General features: G+C 44.7%; 13 protein-coding genes. 11 read left to right on the top strand and 2 right to left on the bottom strand.

Annotated elements, in window-relative coordinates:
• Positions 1-155 precede the first annotated feature (155 nt).
• From IFU39_RS13315 to IFU39_RS13360, 10 genes are all read left to right on the top strand, one after another.
• On the top strand, positions 156-848 hold the full coding sequence (locus IFU39_RS13315) for a hypothetical protein (protein WP_192133101.1): 693 nt from the start codon (positions 156-158) through the stop codon (positions 846-848).
• 122 nt (positions 849-970) lie between these two features.
• Positions 971-1,492, top strand: coding sequence for a GNAT family N-acetyltransferase (locus IFU39_RS13320; protein WP_244660967.1), 522 nt, complete (start codon positions 971-973; stop codon positions 1,490-1,492).
• Positions 1,493-1,875: 383 nt separating this feature from the next.
• On the top strand, positions 1,876-2,721 hold the full coding sequence (rhaD, locus tag IFU39_RS13325; RefSeq protein WP_105597690.1) for a rhamnulose-1-phosphate aldolase: 846 nt from the start codon (positions 1,876-1,878) through the stop codon (positions 2,719-2,721).
• A gap of 326 nt (positions 2,722-3,047) precedes the next feature.
• A complete protein-coding gene (locus tag IFU39_RS13330) occupies positions 3,048-4,865 on the top strand; it encodes an APC family permease (protein WP_192133106.1) in 1,818 nt (605 codons plus the stop codon).
• Positions 4,866-5,208: 343 nt separating this feature from the next.
• The gene (locus IFU39_RS13335; RefSeq protein WP_192133107.1) at positions 5,209-6,171 is read left to right on the top strand and encodes a carbohydrate ABC transporter permease; all 963 of its coding nucleotides are present in this window, start codon (positions 5,209-5,211) and stop codon (positions 6,169-6,171) included.
• Positions 6,168-6,989: a carbohydrate ABC transporter permease gene (locus tag IFU39_RS13340; protein ID WP_091015359.1), complete on the top strand. Its 822-nt coding sequence runs from the start codon at positions 6,168-6,170 to the stop codon at positions 6,987-6,989. Before IFU39_RS13335 ends, IFU39_RS13340 begins: the two co-directional genes overlap by 4 nt.
• 350 nt (positions 6,990-7,339) lie before the next feature.
• Positions 7,340-8,719: an ABC transporter substrate-binding protein gene (locus IFU39_RS13345; RefSeq protein WP_192133109.1), complete on the top strand. Its 1,380-nt coding sequence runs from the start codon at positions 7,340-7,342 to the stop codon at positions 8,717-8,719.
• A 188-nt stretch (positions 8,720-8,907) separates the two neighbouring features.
• Positions 8,908-10,062, top strand: coding sequence for a copper amine oxidase N-terminal domain-containing protein (locus tag IFU39_RS13350; RefSeq protein WP_192133111.1), 1,155 nt, complete (start codon positions 8,908-8,910; stop codon positions 10,060-10,062).
• Positions 10,063-10,667: 605 nt separating this feature from the next.
• The gene (locus IFU39_RS13355) at positions 10,668-15,824 is read left to right on the top strand and encodes an S-layer homology domain-containing protein (RefSeq protein WP_192133113.1); all 5,157 of its coding nucleotides are present in this window, start codon (positions 10,668-10,670) and stop codon (positions 15,822-15,824) included.
• Between the two features lie 132 nt (positions 15,825-15,956).
• Positions 15,957-16,169 (top strand): immunity 17 family protein, encoded by a 213-nt coding sequence (locus IFU39_RS13360; RefSeq protein ID WP_047842001.1) that lies wholly within the window; start codon positions 15,957-15,959, stop codon positions 16,167-16,169.
• A 252-nt stretch (positions 16,170-16,421) separates the two neighbouring features.
• Here the strand turns inward: IFU39_RS13360 and IFU39_RS13365 are convergent, their stop codons facing one another.
• Together IFU39_RS13365 and IFU39_RS13370 are read right to left on the bottom strand one after the other, a co-directional pair.
• Positions 16,422-19,010, bottom strand: coding sequence for a glycine betaine ABC transporter substrate-binding protein (locus IFU39_RS13365; RefSeq protein WP_192133115.1), 2,589 nt, complete (start codon positions 19,008-19,010; stop codon positions 16,422-16,424).
• A complete protein-coding gene (locus IFU39_RS13370) occupies positions 18,976-20,205 on the bottom strand; it encodes a quaternary amine ABC transporter ATP-binding protein (RefSeq protein WP_192133118.1) in 1,230 nt (409 codons plus the stop codon). Before IFU39_RS13370 ends, IFU39_RS13365 begins: the two co-directional genes overlap by 35 nt.
• 501 nt (positions 20,206-20,706) lie before the next feature.
• Between IFU39_RS13370 and IFU39_RS13375 the strand changes: the two genes are divergently transcribed.
• Positions 20,707-21,282 (top strand): GbsR/MarR family transcriptional regulator, encoded by a 576-nt coding sequence (locus tag IFU39_RS13375; protein ID WP_105597693.1) that lies wholly within the window; start codon positions 20,707-20,709, stop codon positions 21,280-21,282.
• Positions 21,283-21,361 lie beyond the last annotated feature (79 nt).

Raw genomic sequence — 21,361 nt, forward strand, 5'->3', positions numbered from 1 at the left:
CTAATTGACCTCTGTCGGACATCTTGTCGACGGGGGTCTTCTTTTTTATGTGGAACCTTCTGGATTGAAAGTGATATTATACTAGAGTCTTATTATTTGATTAATAGGTTGTTATAAGAATGAATTTCTTATACAGCGAGAGAAGGGGAGATTTGATGTTTAGAAAGTTGTTCATCTGCATTTTGGGGGCAACCTTAGGATTGTCTGTAATCTTGTCACCACATGTTGCTCAGGCGACGACTGAGATGACCACCCTAGAGTATGGCAATGGGGCTACATATTATGGAGAGACCAAAAATGGAAAACCTCACGGAAGTGGAACCATGACCTGGGGAAAAACAAAAACCTATAAAGGAAGCTGGGCCCTAGGGGAACGTTCAGGACATGGCGTATATAAAGTGATAACACGCGGTGAGGACAGAATTATAGAGTCCAAGTATGACGGGAACTGGAAGAACGACAAGAAAGATGGTCAAGGTAAACTTGAGATTAACGAAATAGCTTTGACTGGAGAAATGCTGGAATCACGAATCCAAACAGGAACATTTGCCAAAGATCAGTGGATTGCAGGTTATGATGTACGAAATGGAGAATATGATCCGCCATATTCTTTTGTTTACAAAGATTCGAAATTGAGTCTCGAAATTTGGGGAGATGTCGGAAATATTTTGGACGGGTTAAAGAACAACTATTTCTTCTTATTTACATATCAAAAGGGAAAAGTATATAAAAGTGTTGGTGTTGGAGATGAGTACAATCCTAAGCAATTTAGTTCTTTTATAAAAAGTATAGAAAAAGAGATCAAGCCTCACATTAATCAATTCGAGAGATTGGCTAAGCAATTATAAGTGTTATTACAAGGAATGAACATATACAGATTATAAATGTTGTTTACCCCGACGGTCATTCGATTAATTTAAGGTATAGGCGGCACGCAGATTTGTGTTGGCATACAGGAGGTTAGTGGATGATGAACAGAACAATCTTATTTGAAACCGAGCGGTTGGAATGTGCGACGTGGAATGAAGGAGATCGTGCGCTGGCATTTGCGTTGTGGGGCGATCATGAGGTTGCCAAATGGATTAGTAGCAAGGGATTTCTGAGCGAGGATGAAGTAGAAGCGCGATTGACACAGGAGATTCAAAGGCAAAAGGAAGCGGGTGTGCAATATTGGCCCCTTTTTGAGAAAAAATCGGAGGTGTTTGTCGGTTGCTGTGGCCTGCGTCCGTATTCTCCAGAAGAGGAGATCTATGAATTGGGATTTCATCTAACCCGGGATCACTGGGGCAAAGGGTATGCGCAGGAAGCGGCGCGGGCGGTGATTGGTTATGCCTTTGACAAAATGAACGTGAAGGCACTGTTTGCCGGGCATCATCCGGATAATGAAGTGTCACGTCACATCTTGATCAAGCTGGGATTTGAGTATACAGGTGATGAACGTTATGAACCGACAGGAAAGATGCATCCATCGTATATGCTCCAAAGTTCTTAAATCTTTTTCGGAGTATGGACAGGCCTCAGCGTATCACACTTAACGTGAATCCGATTCAAAGAGGTATGTGCTCCTTACTGGGTCAGCTTGCTTTTCATGCTTTTTTTATTTCGCTTTCAGCTTCTATTAAGGTAGCGGAGGTATGATAAATCTTGTAAACCCCTTCTCGTGTTAAATAGATGTGTGACTGACCCCGCCGGGCGCCGGTGGGGTATTTTTTTGTTTTATTTTCAAATAAACAAAACTAAACAAAAATAAGTAAAAGGTTATTTCTGTGTTTTTATTGACTAACAAAGATAAACAAAGGTATAATGAATGTGAAATAAGGAACTTACTATGTACGTGGCAAGTCATATTATTTTCAATATAAGGAGAGATTGATCATGAACGTGACCCTTACGAATGACACAACAAAGGCTGCAGGTTTCGATATTCCATTTGTTCGAGAGATGGCCGAGATTACACAGCATATGTGGAAAAATGGCTGGGATGAGCGCAATGGTGGTAATGTCAGCTATCTGCTGGAGGAAGAGGAAGTAGCCCAATATATCGATATCCATCATGTGATTCGCAAGATCAAACCAGCATTTTCGGTACAGGAGCTGGCAGGCAAGTATTTTATCGTGACCGCATCGGGCAAATATTTCAAAAATGTACTCGCTGATCCGGAGAGTAATCTAGGCTTGCTGCGTGTATCGCAAGATGGACAGGAGCTGGAAGTGCTCTGGGGATTGAAGTCGGGCGCGAACCCAACAAGTGAGTTGCCTACGCATTTCATGAGCCATATCGAACGTTTGAAATTGGACCCGAACCACCGGGTTGTCATGCACAATCATGCCACTCATGTATTGGCTATGACGTTTATCCACGAGTTGGATGAAGCGAAATTCACGAAGACGCTGTGGCAGATGTGCACGGAGTGTGTGGTTGTATTCCCGGATGGCATTGGCATTATTCCATGGATGATTCCTGGATCCAACGAGATTGGCCGCGAAACGGCTGAGAAAATGAAAGAATACCACGCGGTCATCTGGCCGCAACATGGCATCTTTGGAACAGGTACAACGATTGATGAAGCTTTTGGTCTGATTGAGACCATTGAGAAGGCAGCCCAAGTATATATGCTGGTTGCTGGTCACGAGATCCGGCAGAGAATTACGGATGAGCAACTGACCACACTGGCACAAGCGTTTGGTGTTACTCCTCGTCACGGCATTTTGGACAGATAAATAGAAGCTTAAGAAAGAAGCTGCACAGGTCTGGACAAGGCAGATGCAGGGAAATTATATTGCTGTACAGTCAACGCATAGATCAAGGAAGTGGTCTTTGGTTCATTGAACCGAAGGTCATTTCCTTTTTTTTGACGAACAAACGTCATTTTGGTTCAAAAAAGTTCAAATTGCTGAACAAGAATGGCTTTGTTATCGATTATTGAATCGTAGAATGCATTATCACGCGCTGGCGAAATTCGGGTGAAATGACGTATTGTCAACGGCTCTGCGATTTTGCATAATAACAATGCTTCACAGATGAGAGATGGAAGGAAGTTATGATCATGCTTGGCAAAATGAAGAGAATCTTAATAGGCAAGCCAATGAAATCGGCTGAACTGGATGGAGAAAAATTGGGGAAATGGAAGGCACTCGCCATCCTGTCCTCGGATGCCCTATCGTCCGTTGCCTACGGTACGGAACAGATTTTGCTGGTGCTTGTTGCGGCCGGATTCGCCGCCCTGTGGTATTCTGTTCCGATTTCCATCGCCGTGCTGGGATTACTCGTCATTTTAATTTTTTCCTATCGCCAGACGATATTTGCTTATCCAACAGGGGGCGGCGCTTATATCGTAGCCAAGGATAACCTGGGTACAACATCCAGCCTGATTGCCGGAGGATCTCTGCTGGTCGATTATATTTTGACCGTTGCGGTAAGTTCGTCCGCAGGCACGGATGCGATTACATCGGCTTTTCCTATGCTGCATGACTACAGTGTTGTGATTGCTCTGATTATGATTGTTTTTCTAACCATTATGAATTTGCGGGGAGTGACGGAGTCAGCGTCTGTGCTGGCGATCCCCATATATCTGTTTATTTTTTCGATTGCAATTCTGATTATCTCGGGCGGAATCAAGTTTCTTGCCGGGGGGATGGAAGCAGCTGCACCTGAATTCGGAACAAGTCTATCCCATGTGAGTATGTTTCTGTTACTAAAAGCATTTAGCTCCGGTTGTTCGGCCTTGACTGGTGTGGAAGCGGTAAGTAACGCGATCCCGAACTTCAAGCAGCCTGCCGAGAAAAATGCCGCGGGTACATTACTGCTTATGGGTTGTATATTAGGAGCCATGTTCATCGGCATCACCTTACTGGCTTATGGGTACGGATTGAAGCCTGATCCCAAAGCAACGGTCATTTCCCAGATTGCTGAAGCGACGTTTGGCAGGGGCACGATGTATTTTATCATCCAGGGTGTGACGGCACTGATCCTGTTCCTGGCAGCCAACACAGCATATTCGGCTTTTCCGCTACTATCCTTCATGATGGCAAAGGATAAATACATGCCGCATGCATTTATGGTCAGAGGCGACCGTCTTGGTTTCTCAAACGGGATCATTTTCCTCAGTGTGATGTCTGCGCTGCTGGTGGTCGGGTTCAAAGGAAATACGGAAAGCCTGATTCCCCTCTATGCGGTAGGGGTGTTCATTCCATTTACCCTGTCACAGCTCGGTATGATGATTCGTTGGATCAAAGTCAAACCATCCGGCTGGCAGATGAAACTGCTCGTTAATACGATCGGTATGCTGACTACATTATCGATTACCCTGATCTTTATTTTCACCAAGTTCACGCAGACATGGGTCATCTTTATCTTTTTGCCACTTGTTGTCTATGTATTCATGCGCATTCACCGTCACTATTGCAACATCGCAGATGAGCTGCGAATTGACATTCAGTTGGAAAAACCAGCCCACAAAGGTAATACCATTATCATTCCTGTCGCAGGCATTACCCGGGTCGTCATGAATACGATCAGTTATGCGCAGACGATGTCGGATCATGTGGTCGCGCTGTATATTGGATTCGATGATGAGGCCATACGCAAGATGGAGCAGAAGTGGGAAGAGTGGAATCCTGGTGTTCGTCTGGTCGTGATCAAATCGAGATACCGCAGCATTATGGGACCGCTGAAGAAATTCATTGATACCGTAGAGTGGAAAACGGCTGAGACCGATCACATCACCGTATTGATTCCGCAATTCATCACCAAGCACTGGTGGCAAAATGTACTGCACAACCAGACCAGCTTCATGATCCGGGCCTATCTGATCAATTACAAAGACGTGATTGTCACCACGGTGCCATATCATCTTAATCGTTAACTCGAACGGTTCAACGCTTCACCCCGTTTGGAAGATTTACAGATTATTGTAAAATGAGTCACTTCTATTAATGGACTAATGTTCATATTCCATTTACACATATAACCGTAAGGACATCTCCAAACAGGGGAGTTCTTGCGGTTTTTTGTCGTGAATTTGAATTCCGACTTCGGTTTATTGTTAATCCCTTATTTCGTAAAGTCCCTTGTCCATGATTAACGTTACGTTGATTCAGAATGAATTTTGCTGTGACATTCGACTCTTACACTAGATAACGTGGTGCTGAAGTGGATGTAACATTTCACACACACTGAATGCGTGAAACAAGGGGGAAGAAAATCCGATGAGTGAGCTTGATAACCGGATCAGCTTGCCCGCGGCCAAACGGCGTGTATCAGGTACGAGTGAGCGCCGGGCAACCTCGCTGCGTGTGCAGCGAATGCGGGAGAATCTGCTGGCCTATGGTTTCCTGGCACCATCGCTGCTTTTGTTTGCAGTGTTCCTGTTTTACCCGATGTTTAAGTCCGTGTACCTCAGTCTGCATTCCACAGATCCGACGGGACAGATTGCCGCTTATGTAGGACTGGATAACTTCAAGGCAGTTTTCCAATCAGGACTGTTTATGCAAGGGATGAAAGTGACGTTACTATTTGTGCTGTTTACAGTCCCCACGGGCATGCTGGCTGCTCTGATTCTGGCTGCACTGACTCACAACCGTTTCAAGGGAATGCGTGTATTCCAATTTGTGTTCTCTCTGCCCGTGGTACTATCCGTGGGCTCGTCAGCGGTCATCTGGAAGTTTCTATTCCATCCAACCCTGGGCATGCTGAATTATCTGCTTGGCAAAGTAGGCATTGACCCAATCCCTTGGCTTACCAGCCCGGACTGGGCATTGATCTCGATCTCCATCATGACCATCTGGATGAACCTCGGATTTAACTACATTATTCTATCCAGTGGTTTGGCAGGCATACCGGATGAGATCTACGAGAGTGCCAAGATTGATGGCGCAGGAGCATTGCTTACGTTTCGTAAAATCTCAATGCCGCTACTGTCACCAACGTTATTTTTTGTTACGGTCGTATCGATCATTGGTGCTTTTCAATCGTTCGGTCAGATCAACATTCTAACCCGGGGTGGCCCGATGGACAGTACAAATGTTTTTGTATATTCCATCTATCAGGAAGCCTTCGTTAATTTCCGCTTTGGTACAGGTAGTGCACAGGCACTGATCCTGTTCATGGTAATTATGCTGCTGACCCTGATCCAGTTCAAATGGGTAGAAAGGAAAGTGCATTACCAATGAGTGCGACATGGACCAAAACGCTGTTATATGGATTACTGACGATCTGTGCAGCGCTTGTGCTGTATCCGGTGATGTACACCTTTTTCATGGCTGTCATGACGCCGGAAGATGCGAGTGCTTATCCGCCGCATATCATTCCGAATTCCATCGATCTGTCCAACTTTAGCGAAGTATTCGATATTGTTCCGATCGGTCGATTTATCGGTAATACCTTCCTTGTCGCAGGACTGACAACAATTGGTCAATTGATTACAGCGAGTATGGCAGCCTATGCTTTTGCGAAAATGCAGTTCAAAGGCAAAAACGTCATCTTCAGCATGTTTGTCGCAACGATGATGATTCCATGGGAAGTGACGATGATTCCCAATTACCTAACGGTTCGCAGTTGGGGCTGGCTGGATAGTTACCAGGGGCTTACGGTGCCGTTTCTGGCAACGGCGTTTGGTACATTCCTGCTCAGACAGTTCTTTATGCAGCTACCCAAGGAGTTGTTCGAAGCAGCGAGGATCGACGGTTGTGGCCATATCCGCTATTTCATATCGCATGTCCTGCCATTGTCCCGTCCAGCACTGGGTACACTGGCAATCTATTCATTCTTAAGCATGTACAATTCGTATCTCTGGCCGCTGCTGGTGACAAATACACCGGAGATGAGAACCGCACAAATCGGGATCTCGATGCTGGAGTTCCAGGAATCCACAGCATGGAATCTGGTATTTGCCGGAACCGCAATGGTGATTCTACCATCCTTACTTCTCCTGATCTTCGGACTGAAACAGCTTGTCCGCGGAATGGCCGCAGGCGCGCTGAAGGGGTAAAAGGGGGGAGTAGAGTAAGTTTTAATACTATTTAATTGAAGTGAAAGATTCAGAAATTTTGAATTAACCTTGTATCTTCGTACAAGATCTTAAGGGTTGGATACCAGGAGCGAATAAAATGAGGCTCGCATTTTCAATAAGTCTCTTGAAGAGCTGCAAAAGTAGTGAAGGAGAAGAATCGATTCTGAAGAAGCGAAGCGTTCGCCTTTATCACCGGATTTTCCCCTTTGAGAGGGAATGAAAAAAGTCCGGGGATAACAGCGATCAAAAGAACGATTCATATCCGGAACGGCCATCCTGCAGCACCTATGCACTTATTGTTACGCGAGCCATATAAAAGGAGAGCGATTATGAACGGATTTCGGTTGAAAAAAAGAGGAACATTTGCATTAATGCTGGCTGCACTCATGTTGGTTATCTCCGCTTGCGGAACAAAAGCTGAAACAAGCAGCCCGGCGAGTGGCGCTCAAGCAGAAGCTGCTGCCGCTGCCGCCGAAACAACACAACTGACGTGGTGGCATTCCATGTCTGGCGCAGGGGAGAAAGCCATTAACCAACTCGCTTCCGACTTTAACGCCAGCCATCCGGACATTCAGGTGAAACCCATCTATCAAGGGAAGTACGATGAGAGCTTGAACAAACTCAAAGCATCCATGGGCTCAGACAGCGGTCCAGACATTATCCAGGTCTATGAGATTGGTAGCAAGTTCATGATTGATTCAGGTATGATTACGCCGGTACAACAGTTCATAGACAAGGATCAGTTCGATCTGTCCCAACTGGAACCAAACATCATCCGTTATTACACCATCGATGGCAAATTGAATGCCATGCCGTTTAACACATCCAACCCGATCCTGTATTACAACAAGGATATGTTCAAAGCAGCTGGTCTGGATCCGGAGAACCCGCCGAAGACATATGAAGAGTTTGAACAAGCAGCAAAAGCACTGGCGAAAGACGGCAAGCCAGGTGCGTCCATGGCGATCTACGGCTGGTTCATGGAACAGTTCTTTGCAAACCAGAATGCAGATTATGTAAACAATGGTAACGGAAGAACCGAAGCAGCTACAGAGTCTCTGTTGAATTCCGAAGCAGGCGTGAAGACATTAACGTGGTGGAAAAAGATGATCGACGAGAAAACCCTCTCCAATCTGGGGCGTAGCACAGACGATACAACAGCAGCATTTACCGCTCAGCAGATTGGTATGACTCTGGATTCCACGGCTGGCCTGCGCAAAATCGTAGAAGGTTCAGGTGGCAAGTTTGAACTGGGAACAGGTTTCCTGCCTCGTCCAGCAGATGCCAAAGAAGGCGGCGTTGTAGTGGGTGGAGCGAGCTTGTACATCATGAACAACAAATCGGAAGCACAACAACAAGCGGCATGGGAGTTCATCAAGTACTTGGCTACACCAGAGGTACAAGCGAACTGGAGCGTTGCGACAGGATACTTCCCTATTACGACAGCAGCCTACAATGAGCAAGTATTAAAGGATAATATGGCGAAGTACCCGCAATTCCAGACAGCAGTCGACCAATTACACGCTTCAGCAGATTCGACAGCAACATCCGGGGCTTTGATGGGCGTATTCCCGGAAGCTCGACAACTTGTCGAAGGAGCGATTGAAACCGTCCTGAATGGACAAGGTACACCACAGGAAGCATTGGATGCAGCAGCCAAACAAATTACAGACAAAATTGCGCAGTATAACAGTACGGTGAAGAAATAATCTAAATTTATATCCATGTTGAATGCAGTGATTAAGCTGCATTCAATTTTTTTGTTCTACTAAAGAAAAAGACTAACATTTTTTGTTAATGCATCCGAAAATAGAATAGGAAGCTGAAAGGGGTATCCCAATAAATGGATTCATGAAAAGCAATGGACAATAATAAAAATAAGAAGGAGTACAAGTGAATGAAAAGAGTAACGGTTCTAATGATGGCATTTATGTTTTTGTTTGTTTCAAGTGTTTATGCGGAGGAACTTAAAGTTAAAAATATTGAACTCATCCCTAATACTTCAGTTTCGGTCGGTGGTAAGATTAATCTTAATATAGTTGTTGTGTATGATGATGAAAATTCAATACATAGCGATAACGATCCATACTACAGAAGAAATACAGGTCTTACAAAAACAGATTATACGATCAGTGAACCTCATATACTTCAAGTGCTGAGCACTGGGATGGTAAAGGTAATAGGTGTAGGTTCTTCAACAATTACTGTTAAAGTCGAAAATGTTGAAAGATCAGTTACTATTTCAGGTAGCTTGGATGAAGCAATTGATGGAGGATACATAAAAAATGGTGTGACTCTTGTTCCGATGAAAGAGGTATTCAAGGCACTGGGAGGGAGTGTTAGTTACATTGCTCAACAGGACGTCTTCGAGATTAAAGTTGGTTCTACCAGATTAACTCTCCCGAAAACGGGAACTAAAGCAACGTTAAATGGAGAGCCATTAACTCTCAAGTCCCCACTGCTTGTTCAAAATGGCGTAACTTTGTTTCCTGCTTCTGTTCTCTCAGATGCTCTGGATGGAAATTTGACTTATAATTCCAAAGCTAAGCAGATGCAAGTATCCATTGGTAAAGGTAAAATGACTATTAATATTGAACAACCTCAAAAACAAAATAGTGTAACAGCTGCAACCCCAACAAAAGGAAAACTTTATGCTGTACCAGCTACTGGAGACATGAAAGGGTGGAGCATTCTCAAGGGTCATCCTTACGAAAAAAGCATCCGTGTGTACTTCAAAGTCAATGGGTCAACTGTACAAATATATACTAAGGATATAAGAAAGGTAGATCTGAATAAAAAAGTAACATGGACCGATTTAGAGGGGAAAAAACACACAAATACGGTAAAACAGTTATATACTGTTTTTGGGGAATTAAGTAATGAATATACTAGTGACATACTATATAAAATGTTTGGAAAAACATATTCAGACTGGATCGGGTCAACTTCACTGAATGCAGATCGATACGTTGATCAGTACTTGGAGCAACAAGGATTAATTGAACCCTATGGAAGTAATATTACATTGACACCAGACACAGAAGTGTATTGAAGACCGTCTGTAACATTTCGAAAAAGTGAAATTATTATCATATTTTATATTACCCCACAAGAAAATCTCTTAGCGTAATTGGAGATGTTCTTGTGGTTTTTTTTTGTTGTGGTTATATGTCTTTGTTTATTATCAGGTAATAATTAACACTCTATTAACTCTTACTGATTTTACGTTTAATAGTTCTCTTTTATACTCAGTTAATGTGGTGATTTAATGTGATCCGTACATATCGTTTTATCATGTGAAAATGCATGTCTCAAGACTCAGGTTTTAGTGGTTTTAAAGAAATGAGGACTGTCACTAAATGTCGAAATACGAAACGATTTATAACTTGTATGTTAATTTATCTAACGTGAATGATTTAATGTGCACATGGATATGACCCAAAAAGATCAAAAAGACATGAATTTGATCTGAAATTAGTCCTAATTAGCATTGGATAATAGAAAATGATTTCTTTCTGTAATGTATATGTTCTATTTTATTTCATATCGATGAAATATTGTTTACACAAGTCTGTTATTCAGTTATCTTATATTTGAACTAATGTACAAGCTGGCTGAACAAATGATTGCCAAGTTGAAAACATGGGGGTAGGACGAATGAACAACAAGCAAGTGAAACGTTGGGCACAAGGGTTTCTGGTTTTCGTTCTTGTCGTTACAGGTGCGGCACCAATAGGTGGATTAAGTAGCACCGCATATGCTGATGAGGAAAGTGTAGTAACGGAAGAGCCGCAAACAAGTGATCAGGAGACATCCATACCGGATGCTGTCCCAACTGAAGAATCGTCAGACCTAGAGTCACCGACTAACGAAGATGATGATATGGATGAAACTAAAAGTGAGGAACCAGCTGAGACGGATAATGCAGAAGTGCAGGAAGCAGACGGGACTGGAATCATATCCATTGCTGATGCACGAGTACTTGCACCAAATACAAATGTAGCCGTTTCAGGTGTCGTAACGTACAGTGAACTCTCCGGAGAATTCACGAATTATTATATCCAAGACGAAGAGGCTGGCATTGTAGTCCGAGCGAAAAATCAAGTTGACGTGGGGGATCGTATTGAAGTGTATGGTCCAATTACCCACTACAGCGGACTCGTCCAGATCGAGAAGGATAAGTCAGGTTTTTCCGAAGGATACATGAAGGTCACTGAGCAAAATATAACACTCCCCGAACCCAAAAATATGGTGTCCACAGACTTTGTCAGACCAGCAGACCAAAGTAACAAAGGTCCGGGCGAAAAGTATGAGGGAATGTTTGTCGAAGTAAGAGATATTCAGGTGACACGGGGCAGTAGTTCGACGTTTTACGCTACGGATAGTCACGGTGCTGAGATGACGATTTATGCCAAAAACTCTCCTACCGCGCTAACTGTTGGCAAAACCTACGAATATGTGCAGGGCGTTCTGACCTTCAACAGTAATTACGGATTAGAGCTTTTGCCTAGAACAGCCGCAGATATTGTAGAAAATAGCCTGTCTGTATTGGCAAGTGTTCCATCTGGCGGGATTCCCCGGAACAATGAAGTCACATTAACCTCTCCAGCCAAGAGTGCAGTTGTACATTACACGACGGATAATACAGAGCCTACTTCTTCTTCCGCCGAGTATAGTAGTCCAATAGTGATTGATCAAGACATCGTAATCAAGGCTGTTGCCATTCTTAATGGACAATCCAGTGCAGTGTACACCTTTACGTATCAAGTACTTCCTGATAAAGAAAACTTGCGTATCCATGATATTCAGGGCGCAGGACATACCTCTGTTTTTAACGGATATGATGTTAAGGATATCGAAGGCATTGTTACTTCTGTCAGTACAAGCAGTTTTTACATGCAAGAGATCCCGGATGAGATTGACAATGATGTTCGGACCTCCGAAGCCATTCAGGTATATAAACCGAGTCATGGAGTTATCGTTGGCAATCAAGTGAAGGTATCCGGTAAAGTTACGGAATATGGAGCGGTTAACGAGTTAACTACCACGCAAATTACGGCGAGTACCATTGTCAAAGTGTTAGATAAGGTTGATTTACCTGTACCTGTGAAGTTGGGTGTCAGTGGTCGCATCATTCCAACAGTTATTGATTCGGACTCTTTTGCAGAATTTAATCCCGAGACGGATGCGATAGACTTCTATGAAAGTCTGGAAGGCATGCGTGTTGAACTGGAAAAGCCTGAAATTATAGGTCCGTACTCCAGTCAACCGGGCTTGGCCGTTGTTGTGGATAATGGTGAGAACAACCCACTTCGCACACCTAATGGTGGTGTTATTTTGACCGATAACAAGAAAGGTGTAAATGAAAGTGATCTCAACCCGCAGCGTCTGTTTATCGGCAAGAAACCTTCCAAAGCAGTAAAAACAGGCGATAAGTTGGATGGTAACGTAATTGGAGTACTGACATACTCTAGCGGTAATTTCAAGGTGAGTCCTGAAGGGAGTTTGCCAGCAGTCATCCCCGGAACAACGAAGCAAGCGACTACTTCCATTGAGAAAGCAGCAGACAAACTGACCATCGCCACGTTTAATGTGGAGAACTTCAGCAAAAAAGATGCAACTCGAGCCAATAAAATCGGCAAAATCATCGTGGATAATCTGAAAACGCCAGACATCATTGGCATTATGGAAGTTCAGGATAACGATGGCGATGCCGACACTGGTACAACAGCAGCTAATGAGAGTTTTCAGACTCTAATTGATGCAATCAAAGAGAACAACGGACCAACATATCGATATAGTGAGATTTCTCCGGAAAATAACAAGGATGGTGGGGCACCAGGTGCCAATATTCGGGTGGGATTCCTATACCAACCGAACCGTGTATCGTTGGCTACCGGTATTGGAAAAGGAAATGCTACGACAGCGATCGCAGTCAAAGCTGACGGCAGTCTATCTAATAACCCAGGTCGGATTGCACCGGAAGACGAGGCGTTCGCCAGCTCTCGCAAACCGCTCGCCGCTGAATTCGAATTCAATGGTGAACGTGTAGTGGTGATTGCCAATCACTTCAATTCCAAAGGCGGAGACCTGAAACCGTTTGGAAGCATACAGCCTGCCACTCGAAGCAGTGAAGTTCAACGTGCGAAGCAAGCGGCATTGGTGAATGGCTTTGTGAAAGATTTACTGAACAAAGACCCAGAGGTAAATGTCGCTGTTCTCGGCGACTTCAATGATTTCCAATTCTCAAATACTTTGAACATTGTTGAGGGTAATGAATTGGACAATCTGGTAAACGAACTGCCAGAAAATCAGCGCTACTCCTATATCTATGATGGTAACTCTCAGACACTGGATCATATTCTGGTGAGTAAAAACCTGACTGAGACGGCAGCCATCGAAGTGGTACATGTGAATGCCGATTTTGAGACAGCGGATGGACGGGTGAGTGACCATGATCCACTACTCGCCCAATTAAGTATCGGAGATTCGGTGGAAGCAGGGGACTTCAACCTGCGCGTACTGCACACGAATGATACCCATGCGCATCTGGATAACATTCCGCGCCGAGTAACGGCAATCAAGGAAGCTCGCAATGATAACACGTTGGTGCTGGATGCAGGAGACGTATTCTCAGGAACATTGTACTTCAATCTGTTTAACGGTCTGGCTGATCTGGAGTTCATGAACATGATCGGATACGATGCGATGACCTTCGGTAATCATGAGTTTGATAAAGGTCCGAGCGTACTGAAAGCATTTATTGAAAAAGCAGAGTTCCCATTTGTGAGTGCCAATATTAACTATTCAAAGGATGCGAGCTTGAGTGGCTTGTACAACAATAGCATCGGTGATCCGGGTGAGAAAGCTGGAATCTATCCGGCGATTATTACGGAAGTGAATGGTGAGCGAGTCGGTATTTTCGGACTGACAACACCTGACACGGTATCTCTTTCTTCACCGGGAGATGACTTGAAGTTTGCGGATTATAAGGCAAGTGCACAAGCAACTGTACAGATGCTGCAAAATGAAGGTATCAATAAAATTATTGCTTTGACTCATCTGGGCTACTCAGAGGATCTCAAATTGGCTGAAGCCGTCGAAGGAATCGACATTGTGGTAGGTGGGCATTCACACACCATTCTGAACGCACCCGTTTTGGTGGATACCCATGCGGACCCAACTTTGGTTGTACAAACCGGTGAATATGACGTGTCTCTTGGTCAATTGGATGTTACGTTTGATGAAGAAGGTATATTGAAAAAGTGGAACGGCAAATTGCTGAGCCTGGATGCGAAAGATGCTAACGGTCAATTCATCTATGCGGATGATGTGGAAGCTGCAAACAAGCTGCAAGAATATGCTCCACTGTTGGAACAATTCAAGAAAACCGTTATCGGTAAAACAAATGTCTTCCTGGATGGAGAACGTGGTACTGTGCGGAAACAGGAAACCAATTTAGGAAACCTGATGACAGACGGTATGCTGGAAAAAGTGAAATCCATTGTGCAGGAGAATGATGTCAAAGGATACGTCGCAATTCAGAACGGCGGTGGTATTCGAGCTTCATTCCAGACAGGTGATATTACGCTGGGCAATCTCCTGACTGTGATGCCATTCGGGAATAACCTGTCTGCATTGAAAATGACAGGTAAGGAAATCACAGCCGCGTTAGAAAATGGGGTTAGTGGTGTGGAAACGGGAGAAGGGCGCTTCCCGCAAGTGGCAGGCATGCGGTTCTACTACGATTCCACGAAACCAGGTGAAAAAATTGATGCCACAACCAACACCGTAACCCAAATCGGTCAACGTGTGGTCAAGGTTCAGATTAAGAATGCAGATGGGACCTACTCGGATATCGATCCGAACGGGTATTATATCGTTGCTACCAATTCATTCATGGCTAACGGTGGAGATTTCTATCGTGCTATGAGAATAGTGAAAGATGATAATCGATTCTACGAATTGAATCTGGTCGATTATGAAATCTTCCGTGAACATTTGGACCGTGTAGGTACAGTCAATCAAAAGACGGAAGGACGCAGTATGGATTTGAAGGGAGCGCCACTTCCGGGGGACGGAAATGGAAGCAACCCTGGTAATGGTGGCGGCAATAATGGAAGTAATCCGGGCAGTGGTAACAGTGGTGGAGGGTCTACAACACCTACTCCGCCTATAACTCCAACCACACCGACTACACCAACCAATCCTACAAACCCCACTACGCCAACCGTTCCGGGTAATGGAGGAATTCCTAAACCAACCACACCTGTTGTAGACCTGAAGGACATCGGAAATCACTGGGCTGCGGCTGCCATTGAGCAGGCCATTTCCCGGGGAATTGTGAACGGGTATCAGGATGGTAATTTCCGTCCGAATGCACCAGCCACCCGCGCCGAATTCATTGTTATGTTGGGAAGAGCATTTGAACTTCCAGTAAGCAACAAGGTATTGACGTTTAAGGATGCGGCTGGTATACCTGCATGGGCGCAATCCTTTATTGCTCAGGCAGTCGATCAAGGAATCATTAGTGGGTATACGGATGATACGTTCCGTTCATCGGGCAAAGTATCACGGGTAGAGATGACGGTTATGCTCGTCAGAGCACTCGGTCTTCCTGTACCGTCCAATCCGTCATTGAGCTTTGCGGACGCAGATAAAGTACCAACCTGGGCTGTTCCATATATCGCTGCTGCATATGATGCAGGACTGGTGAAGGGAACAGGGAAGAATATGTTTAACCCACTCGCTGAAGCAACACGTGCTGAAGTGGTAACCTTGTTATTGGCGGCAAGCGATTTGAAAAAGCAATAAAATACATGATATAGACGGTGTAGAACAGTTTGCAGACTTTCATCTGCAAGCTGTTTTTTCTAGTTAATGCCTGTTAATTTTCACCAAGTGAAGGTATAGTAGACAGGATTATATTGAAGGAGTGTAGACGACATGCAAGATCAACCCGTTTTAATCGCACTATTTGCCATAGCGGCAGGAATTTTTAGTTTGCTCGGAGGTATCAACAATTGGGACTGGTTTATGAAGAGCTTTAGAGCAGGAATTTTTGTGAAGACCATTGGACGGCAGGGCGCTAGAGTAGTATATGGTATTCTCGGTGTAGTCATGATTGTCATTGGTGTACTACTGTTACTGATCGGATAGTTACTGGGATAAACGAACTCACCAAGTATCATCTACATACGATGTTCATGAGCGAAGGCAAAGTAAGAGGATATGTGAGAAGAGTCAAATGAAAAAAGCGTTTGAATGCTTAAAGTAGCAGTATGCAGTGTGACCAGGATAGAATATCAAATCAAATAGCATGCCTGAAAAAAACATAGCCATACCAAAAAGACCACCGAAAAATTTCGGTGGTCTTTTTACCAAATTCAGGTTTATTCATCTCAATCTGGTTTAATTATCTTTTAAGTCTTCAACAGAATTGATATCCATGTAAGTCGGAACAACCAGACCTTGTTTAACTCCTGTCATGCTGACAGCGATATCTTCAATCTGGTCACCATATGTCTCCCAGTAGTCTCCATGTGTAAGTGGGAGCCAAACGGCTGGAGAAGCATCAATATCACCTGCTGCCAAGCCTGCCCACATGGGACCAGCTTCGACTTGCAATGCTTTGACTGTGTAACCCAGATCCGTCTCAAGCACATACTTCATCAGGTTGGTACTCGCAATTTCAGAGTCCCATGCAACATAACCGAGACGTAAATTGTCACCTTTAACCGGGGTTAACCCCTTGGTCCATTCTTCAATTTGGTCCGGATGTTTTTCTGCATAAGTCTTGGCAGCTTCTTCAGGCGAAACGCCCTTTTGAATGTCTACCATGATTTCACTCATTTGATCCGCAGTCCAATTAAAACGAGAGAAGAACTCATAGGCAACGGGATGATCTTCTTTGATTCCCTTACGTCCAACCGTGTGAACTTCCTCTGCATCGCCGAAAATTAAGTCGGGATCGTCCAAATACTTCAGATCATACTGATTGAACATCCAGTGCGGAGTCCAACCCGTAACGATGATGGGTTCTTCATTTTTATAAGCTTTGTCCAGCGATGCAGTCATTGCGGCTCCGGAGCCTTCGATTAGATTCCAGTTTGACAAATCATAATGCTTAATGGCGTTTGCTGTGGCCTTCATCAGACCTGCACCTGGATCAATTCCAACAATCTGGTGATTAACCTCTTCGCCCACATTGGCACTTGCCGATGGAGTGGAAGAAGCGGCACCTGTCTCCAGATCTGCAATCGAATTGACTTCAGTCATGTAACTAGGAACCACGAGGCCTGTACGTACACCTGTCATATTGGCCCCCAGATCGTCCACCTGGTCTTTGTAACGTTCCCAGTAGTCTGCGTGTGTCAATGGCAGCCAAGCTGCTGGAGAGGCATCTACGTCGCCTGAGGCAACACCCGTCCACATGGGCCCGGCTTCGACTTGCAGAGCGTTAACTTTATAACCCAATTCGTTTTCCATTACATATTTCAGCAAGTTCGTACTTGCAATTTCGGAATCCCAAGCCACATAGCTCAGTTTGAATGCATCACCGTTCACTGGAGTCAGACCTTTGGTCCACTCAGCAATCTGATCGGCATGTTTCTCAGCATAAGCTTTAGCTGCTTCTTCTGCGGATGTGCCATCCTGGATAGCAGTCATCATTTCACCCATGTCATCCGAGGTCCATTGGAAACGGGACAGGAATTCAAATGCAACAGGGTGATCTTCTTTCAGACCTTTACGGGCGATGGTGTGAATTTCTTCAGCATCACCGAAAGATTTCTCCGGATCTTCCAGATATTTCAGATCATATTTGTTGAACATCCAGTGTGGAGTCCAACCTGTAATGATAATTGGATCTTCATTTTTGATCGCTTTGTCCAGCGTGGCCGTCATGGCTGCACCAGAGCCTTCAATCAGAGTCCAGTCAGTCAATTTATAGTCTTCGATCGCTTTTGCAGCGGACTTCATGATACCAGCCCCTGGATCGATACCGATAATCTGATAGTTTACTTCTTGACCTACAGCATTGGCTGCTGAATTGTTGCCACCAGCCGAAGTTGTGCCACCAACGAAGTATTGTGAGAAACCAGCTACAAGCACAAGGAATGTTGCCGCAGCAGTGATCCATGCTTTTTGCTTGGCTGTAATGCGTGAGTTCTTTTTACGACCTGGCATAAACACATTTTGTGTAAAACGGTCCAGGACAATCGCGAGTACAACAACGGCCAGACCGGCTTCGAAACCTTTACCGATTTGAAGCTGTGTTACAGCACGATAGACTTCCGCACCAATACCTTGTGCACCGATCATGGAGGCAATAACAACCATGGACAGTGACAGCATGATGGTCTGGTTAATACCGGACATCACGGTAGGTAAAGCGAGTGGAAGTTGTACTTTGAACAACTTTTGCATGGAAGTTGAGCCGAATGCATCAGCTGCTTCAACCAATTCGCCAGATACCTGTCTGATACCCAAGTGAGTCAGACGAATCGTTGGCGGAATCGCAAATATAACGGACGCGATAACACCTGGAACGACACCAAGACTAAAGAATGTAACCGCAGGCAGCAAGTAGACAAATGCAGGCATCGTCTGCATGAAGTCAAGCAGCGGTGTAATGATACGCGCCGCAGTTTTACTGTATGCGAGCCAGATTCCGACAGGCACACCAAGCAGGATCGAAACCAATCCTGAAGTGATAACCAGACCGAGTGTGTCCATCGATTGGGACCAGTATCCCAAGTTATCTACGAGCAAGAACCCGATAACCGTAAATAGTGTCAGTGGGAGTCGACCTACGAGGAACGCAAGAACACCCAATATGGCAATGAACAGGAGTGGATGGGGCAGCATGAACAGCCCGGAGAAGAATCCAACTACTGCCTGAATAACAATAGAGATTACATTAAACAATCCGGAGAGCGAGGAGCTCATCCAGTCAACGATGGATTCAATCCACGATGCTAGTGGTATTTTGGGAATCATTCGCAAGTTCCTCCTTTACTGCAACTTCACCGCTAAGTGCACCCAGCAGGGCACCGCGGACGATAACGCCTTGCAGACGGCCATTCTCACCAACAACAGCGAGCGGCACATGGGCAGAACTTACAATCTCGAACAATTCATGAATCAAGGTCTCAGGCGCAACAGTAGGCCCGTCCGTGATCAGAATGTCGTTCAATAATTTGTTTTCGCGCATAGCACGGGTTGCATCTTCAGCTGTAATTACACCGAGCAGTTTGATCGAACGGTCAATGACAAACAGGTTGGAAATACCACGTTCGCGCATTAATTCGAGGGCAACACGAGGACCACGATCAAGCGTAATTGTTTCAGGGCGACGCATTACGTGAGATGCTGTAAGGACCTTGGACAGATCCACGTCTTCGACGAAGCGGGCCACGTATGAGTTGGCCGGTTGAATCATGATTTCTTCCGGTGTACCGATCTGCACAACTGCGCCGTCTTTCATGAGGGCAATACGATCGCCGATGCGCAGCGCTTCGTCCAAGTCATGGGTAATGAAAATAATGGTCTTTTTCATTTTATCCTGAAGCTCGATCAACTCATCTTGCATATCACGGCGAATCAATGGATCAAGAGCACTGAAGGCTTCATCCATCAGTAGTACTTCCGGGTCATTGGCAAGTGCACGCGCCAAGCCGACACGTTGCTGCATCCCGCCACTGAGTTCATCTGGCATTTTGTCTTCCCAGCCTTTAAGGCCAACCAGCTCCAGTGAAGTTTTCGCCTTCTCCCGGCGTACTTCCTTATCCACTTTTTGTATTTCCAATCCATACTCCACATTATCAAGAACGGTACGGTGCGGGAACAACGCAAACTTCTGGAAGACCATGCTAATCGTTTTCCGGCGCACTTCGCGCAATTGTTCTTTGTTCATCTTGCGTAGATCCTTACCATGGACCAGAATTTCTCCGGATGTTGGTTCAATCAAACGGTTGAACATCCGAACCAGTGTGGATTTACCACTCCCGGACAGTCCCATAATAACGAAAATCTCGCCTTCTTTAATGTCCATGTTGACCCGGTTGACACCAACCGTTATCTGTTTTTCTTTGGCCAACTTTTCTTTACCCCAACCTTGCTCCAGTAATTGCAGACCTTGCTCGGTTTGGGGGCCAAACAATTTACTTACGTTTTTCACTTCAAGTATGGTCATGTTTTCACCCCTTCTGATGTGTTGTGCACTTCGAACGGCTTTCAGCATCTATAAGCCCATACACTTATGCGCCCAGCCACGAAATCCGGTAGTTGTTGCTTCGCTTCCCGTCTTTCTGGGTAACGAGTTTAATACTAACAATACTTAACCAGTATATCAACCGAATAAACAGTACATAATGTTTGTACAGTAAAAACTGTACAAAGTTTCTCGTCCAAATACTCCGCCATTCTCCTTATTCTGGCTAATAAGGCAGCTTTACATTTGACATTGCTTTTCCTACAATAGAAAATGAGCTGAATTGAAGCTGAGTTTTTTGGTTAAAAGATAGTCATAGGCAATTGTATCCTGGTAAAGTTCCCATTTTCATACATTGGGTGAATGAAAGCCCTCTGGCATATATGATGTCCGGCCGAGTGCTTTCCCATGTAAGCAGGACTTTTAAAGTGTTGCAATTATTTCGCCAAAGACTGTGGAATGTTCAGAATGGAGGTTGCAAGCATGGGCTTGGACCATTTACAAGAGGAACAGCAGGCAACCGTGCTGAAGATTCGTAAGCGCGTCATTGAAGCCATTGGACGTAATATGGATCTCTACGGGGTTACGCTGTCTACGGGACACTTATATGGATTGCTATTTTTTGCAGACAAACCAATGACCCTTGACGATATGGGACGGGAAATGGAAATGAGCAAAACGAGTATGAGTACAGGTGTACGAACACTGCTGGATTTGAAAATGGTAAATAAAGTGTGGAGCAAGGGCTCCAGAAAAGACCTATATGAAGTGGAATATGACTGGCATCAGACATTTACGGATTATTTTGCAATTAAGTGGAGAAAAGCCGTGGAGAGTAACCTTCAGATTCTGCGCAAATCGATTGAAGAACTGAATCGATTAGTCGATGATTTGGATGAAGAGGCGGATGCTGAACTTATCCACATCCTGATGGAAGACAAACACAAAGTTTTGCAAGCGGAAGCATATTACAAATGGTTGGATCGGTTGATTGATACCATGGAAAATGAAGAGATATACAAGCTGGTTCCGAAGGAAGAGATTAAGGAACATTCATAATGACATGCGAAGGGCCCTTTCCGTTATAGGAGAGGGCCCTTTGGCCTGTGCAATATCTTACTGAATTATAATGAAGGAA

The sequence above is a fragment of the Paenibacillus sp. CFBP 13594 genome, from assembly GCF_014842675.1.
Lineage (GTDB): Bacteria > Bacillota > Bacilli > Paenibacillales > Paenibacillaceae > Paenibacillus > Paenibacillus amylolyticus_B.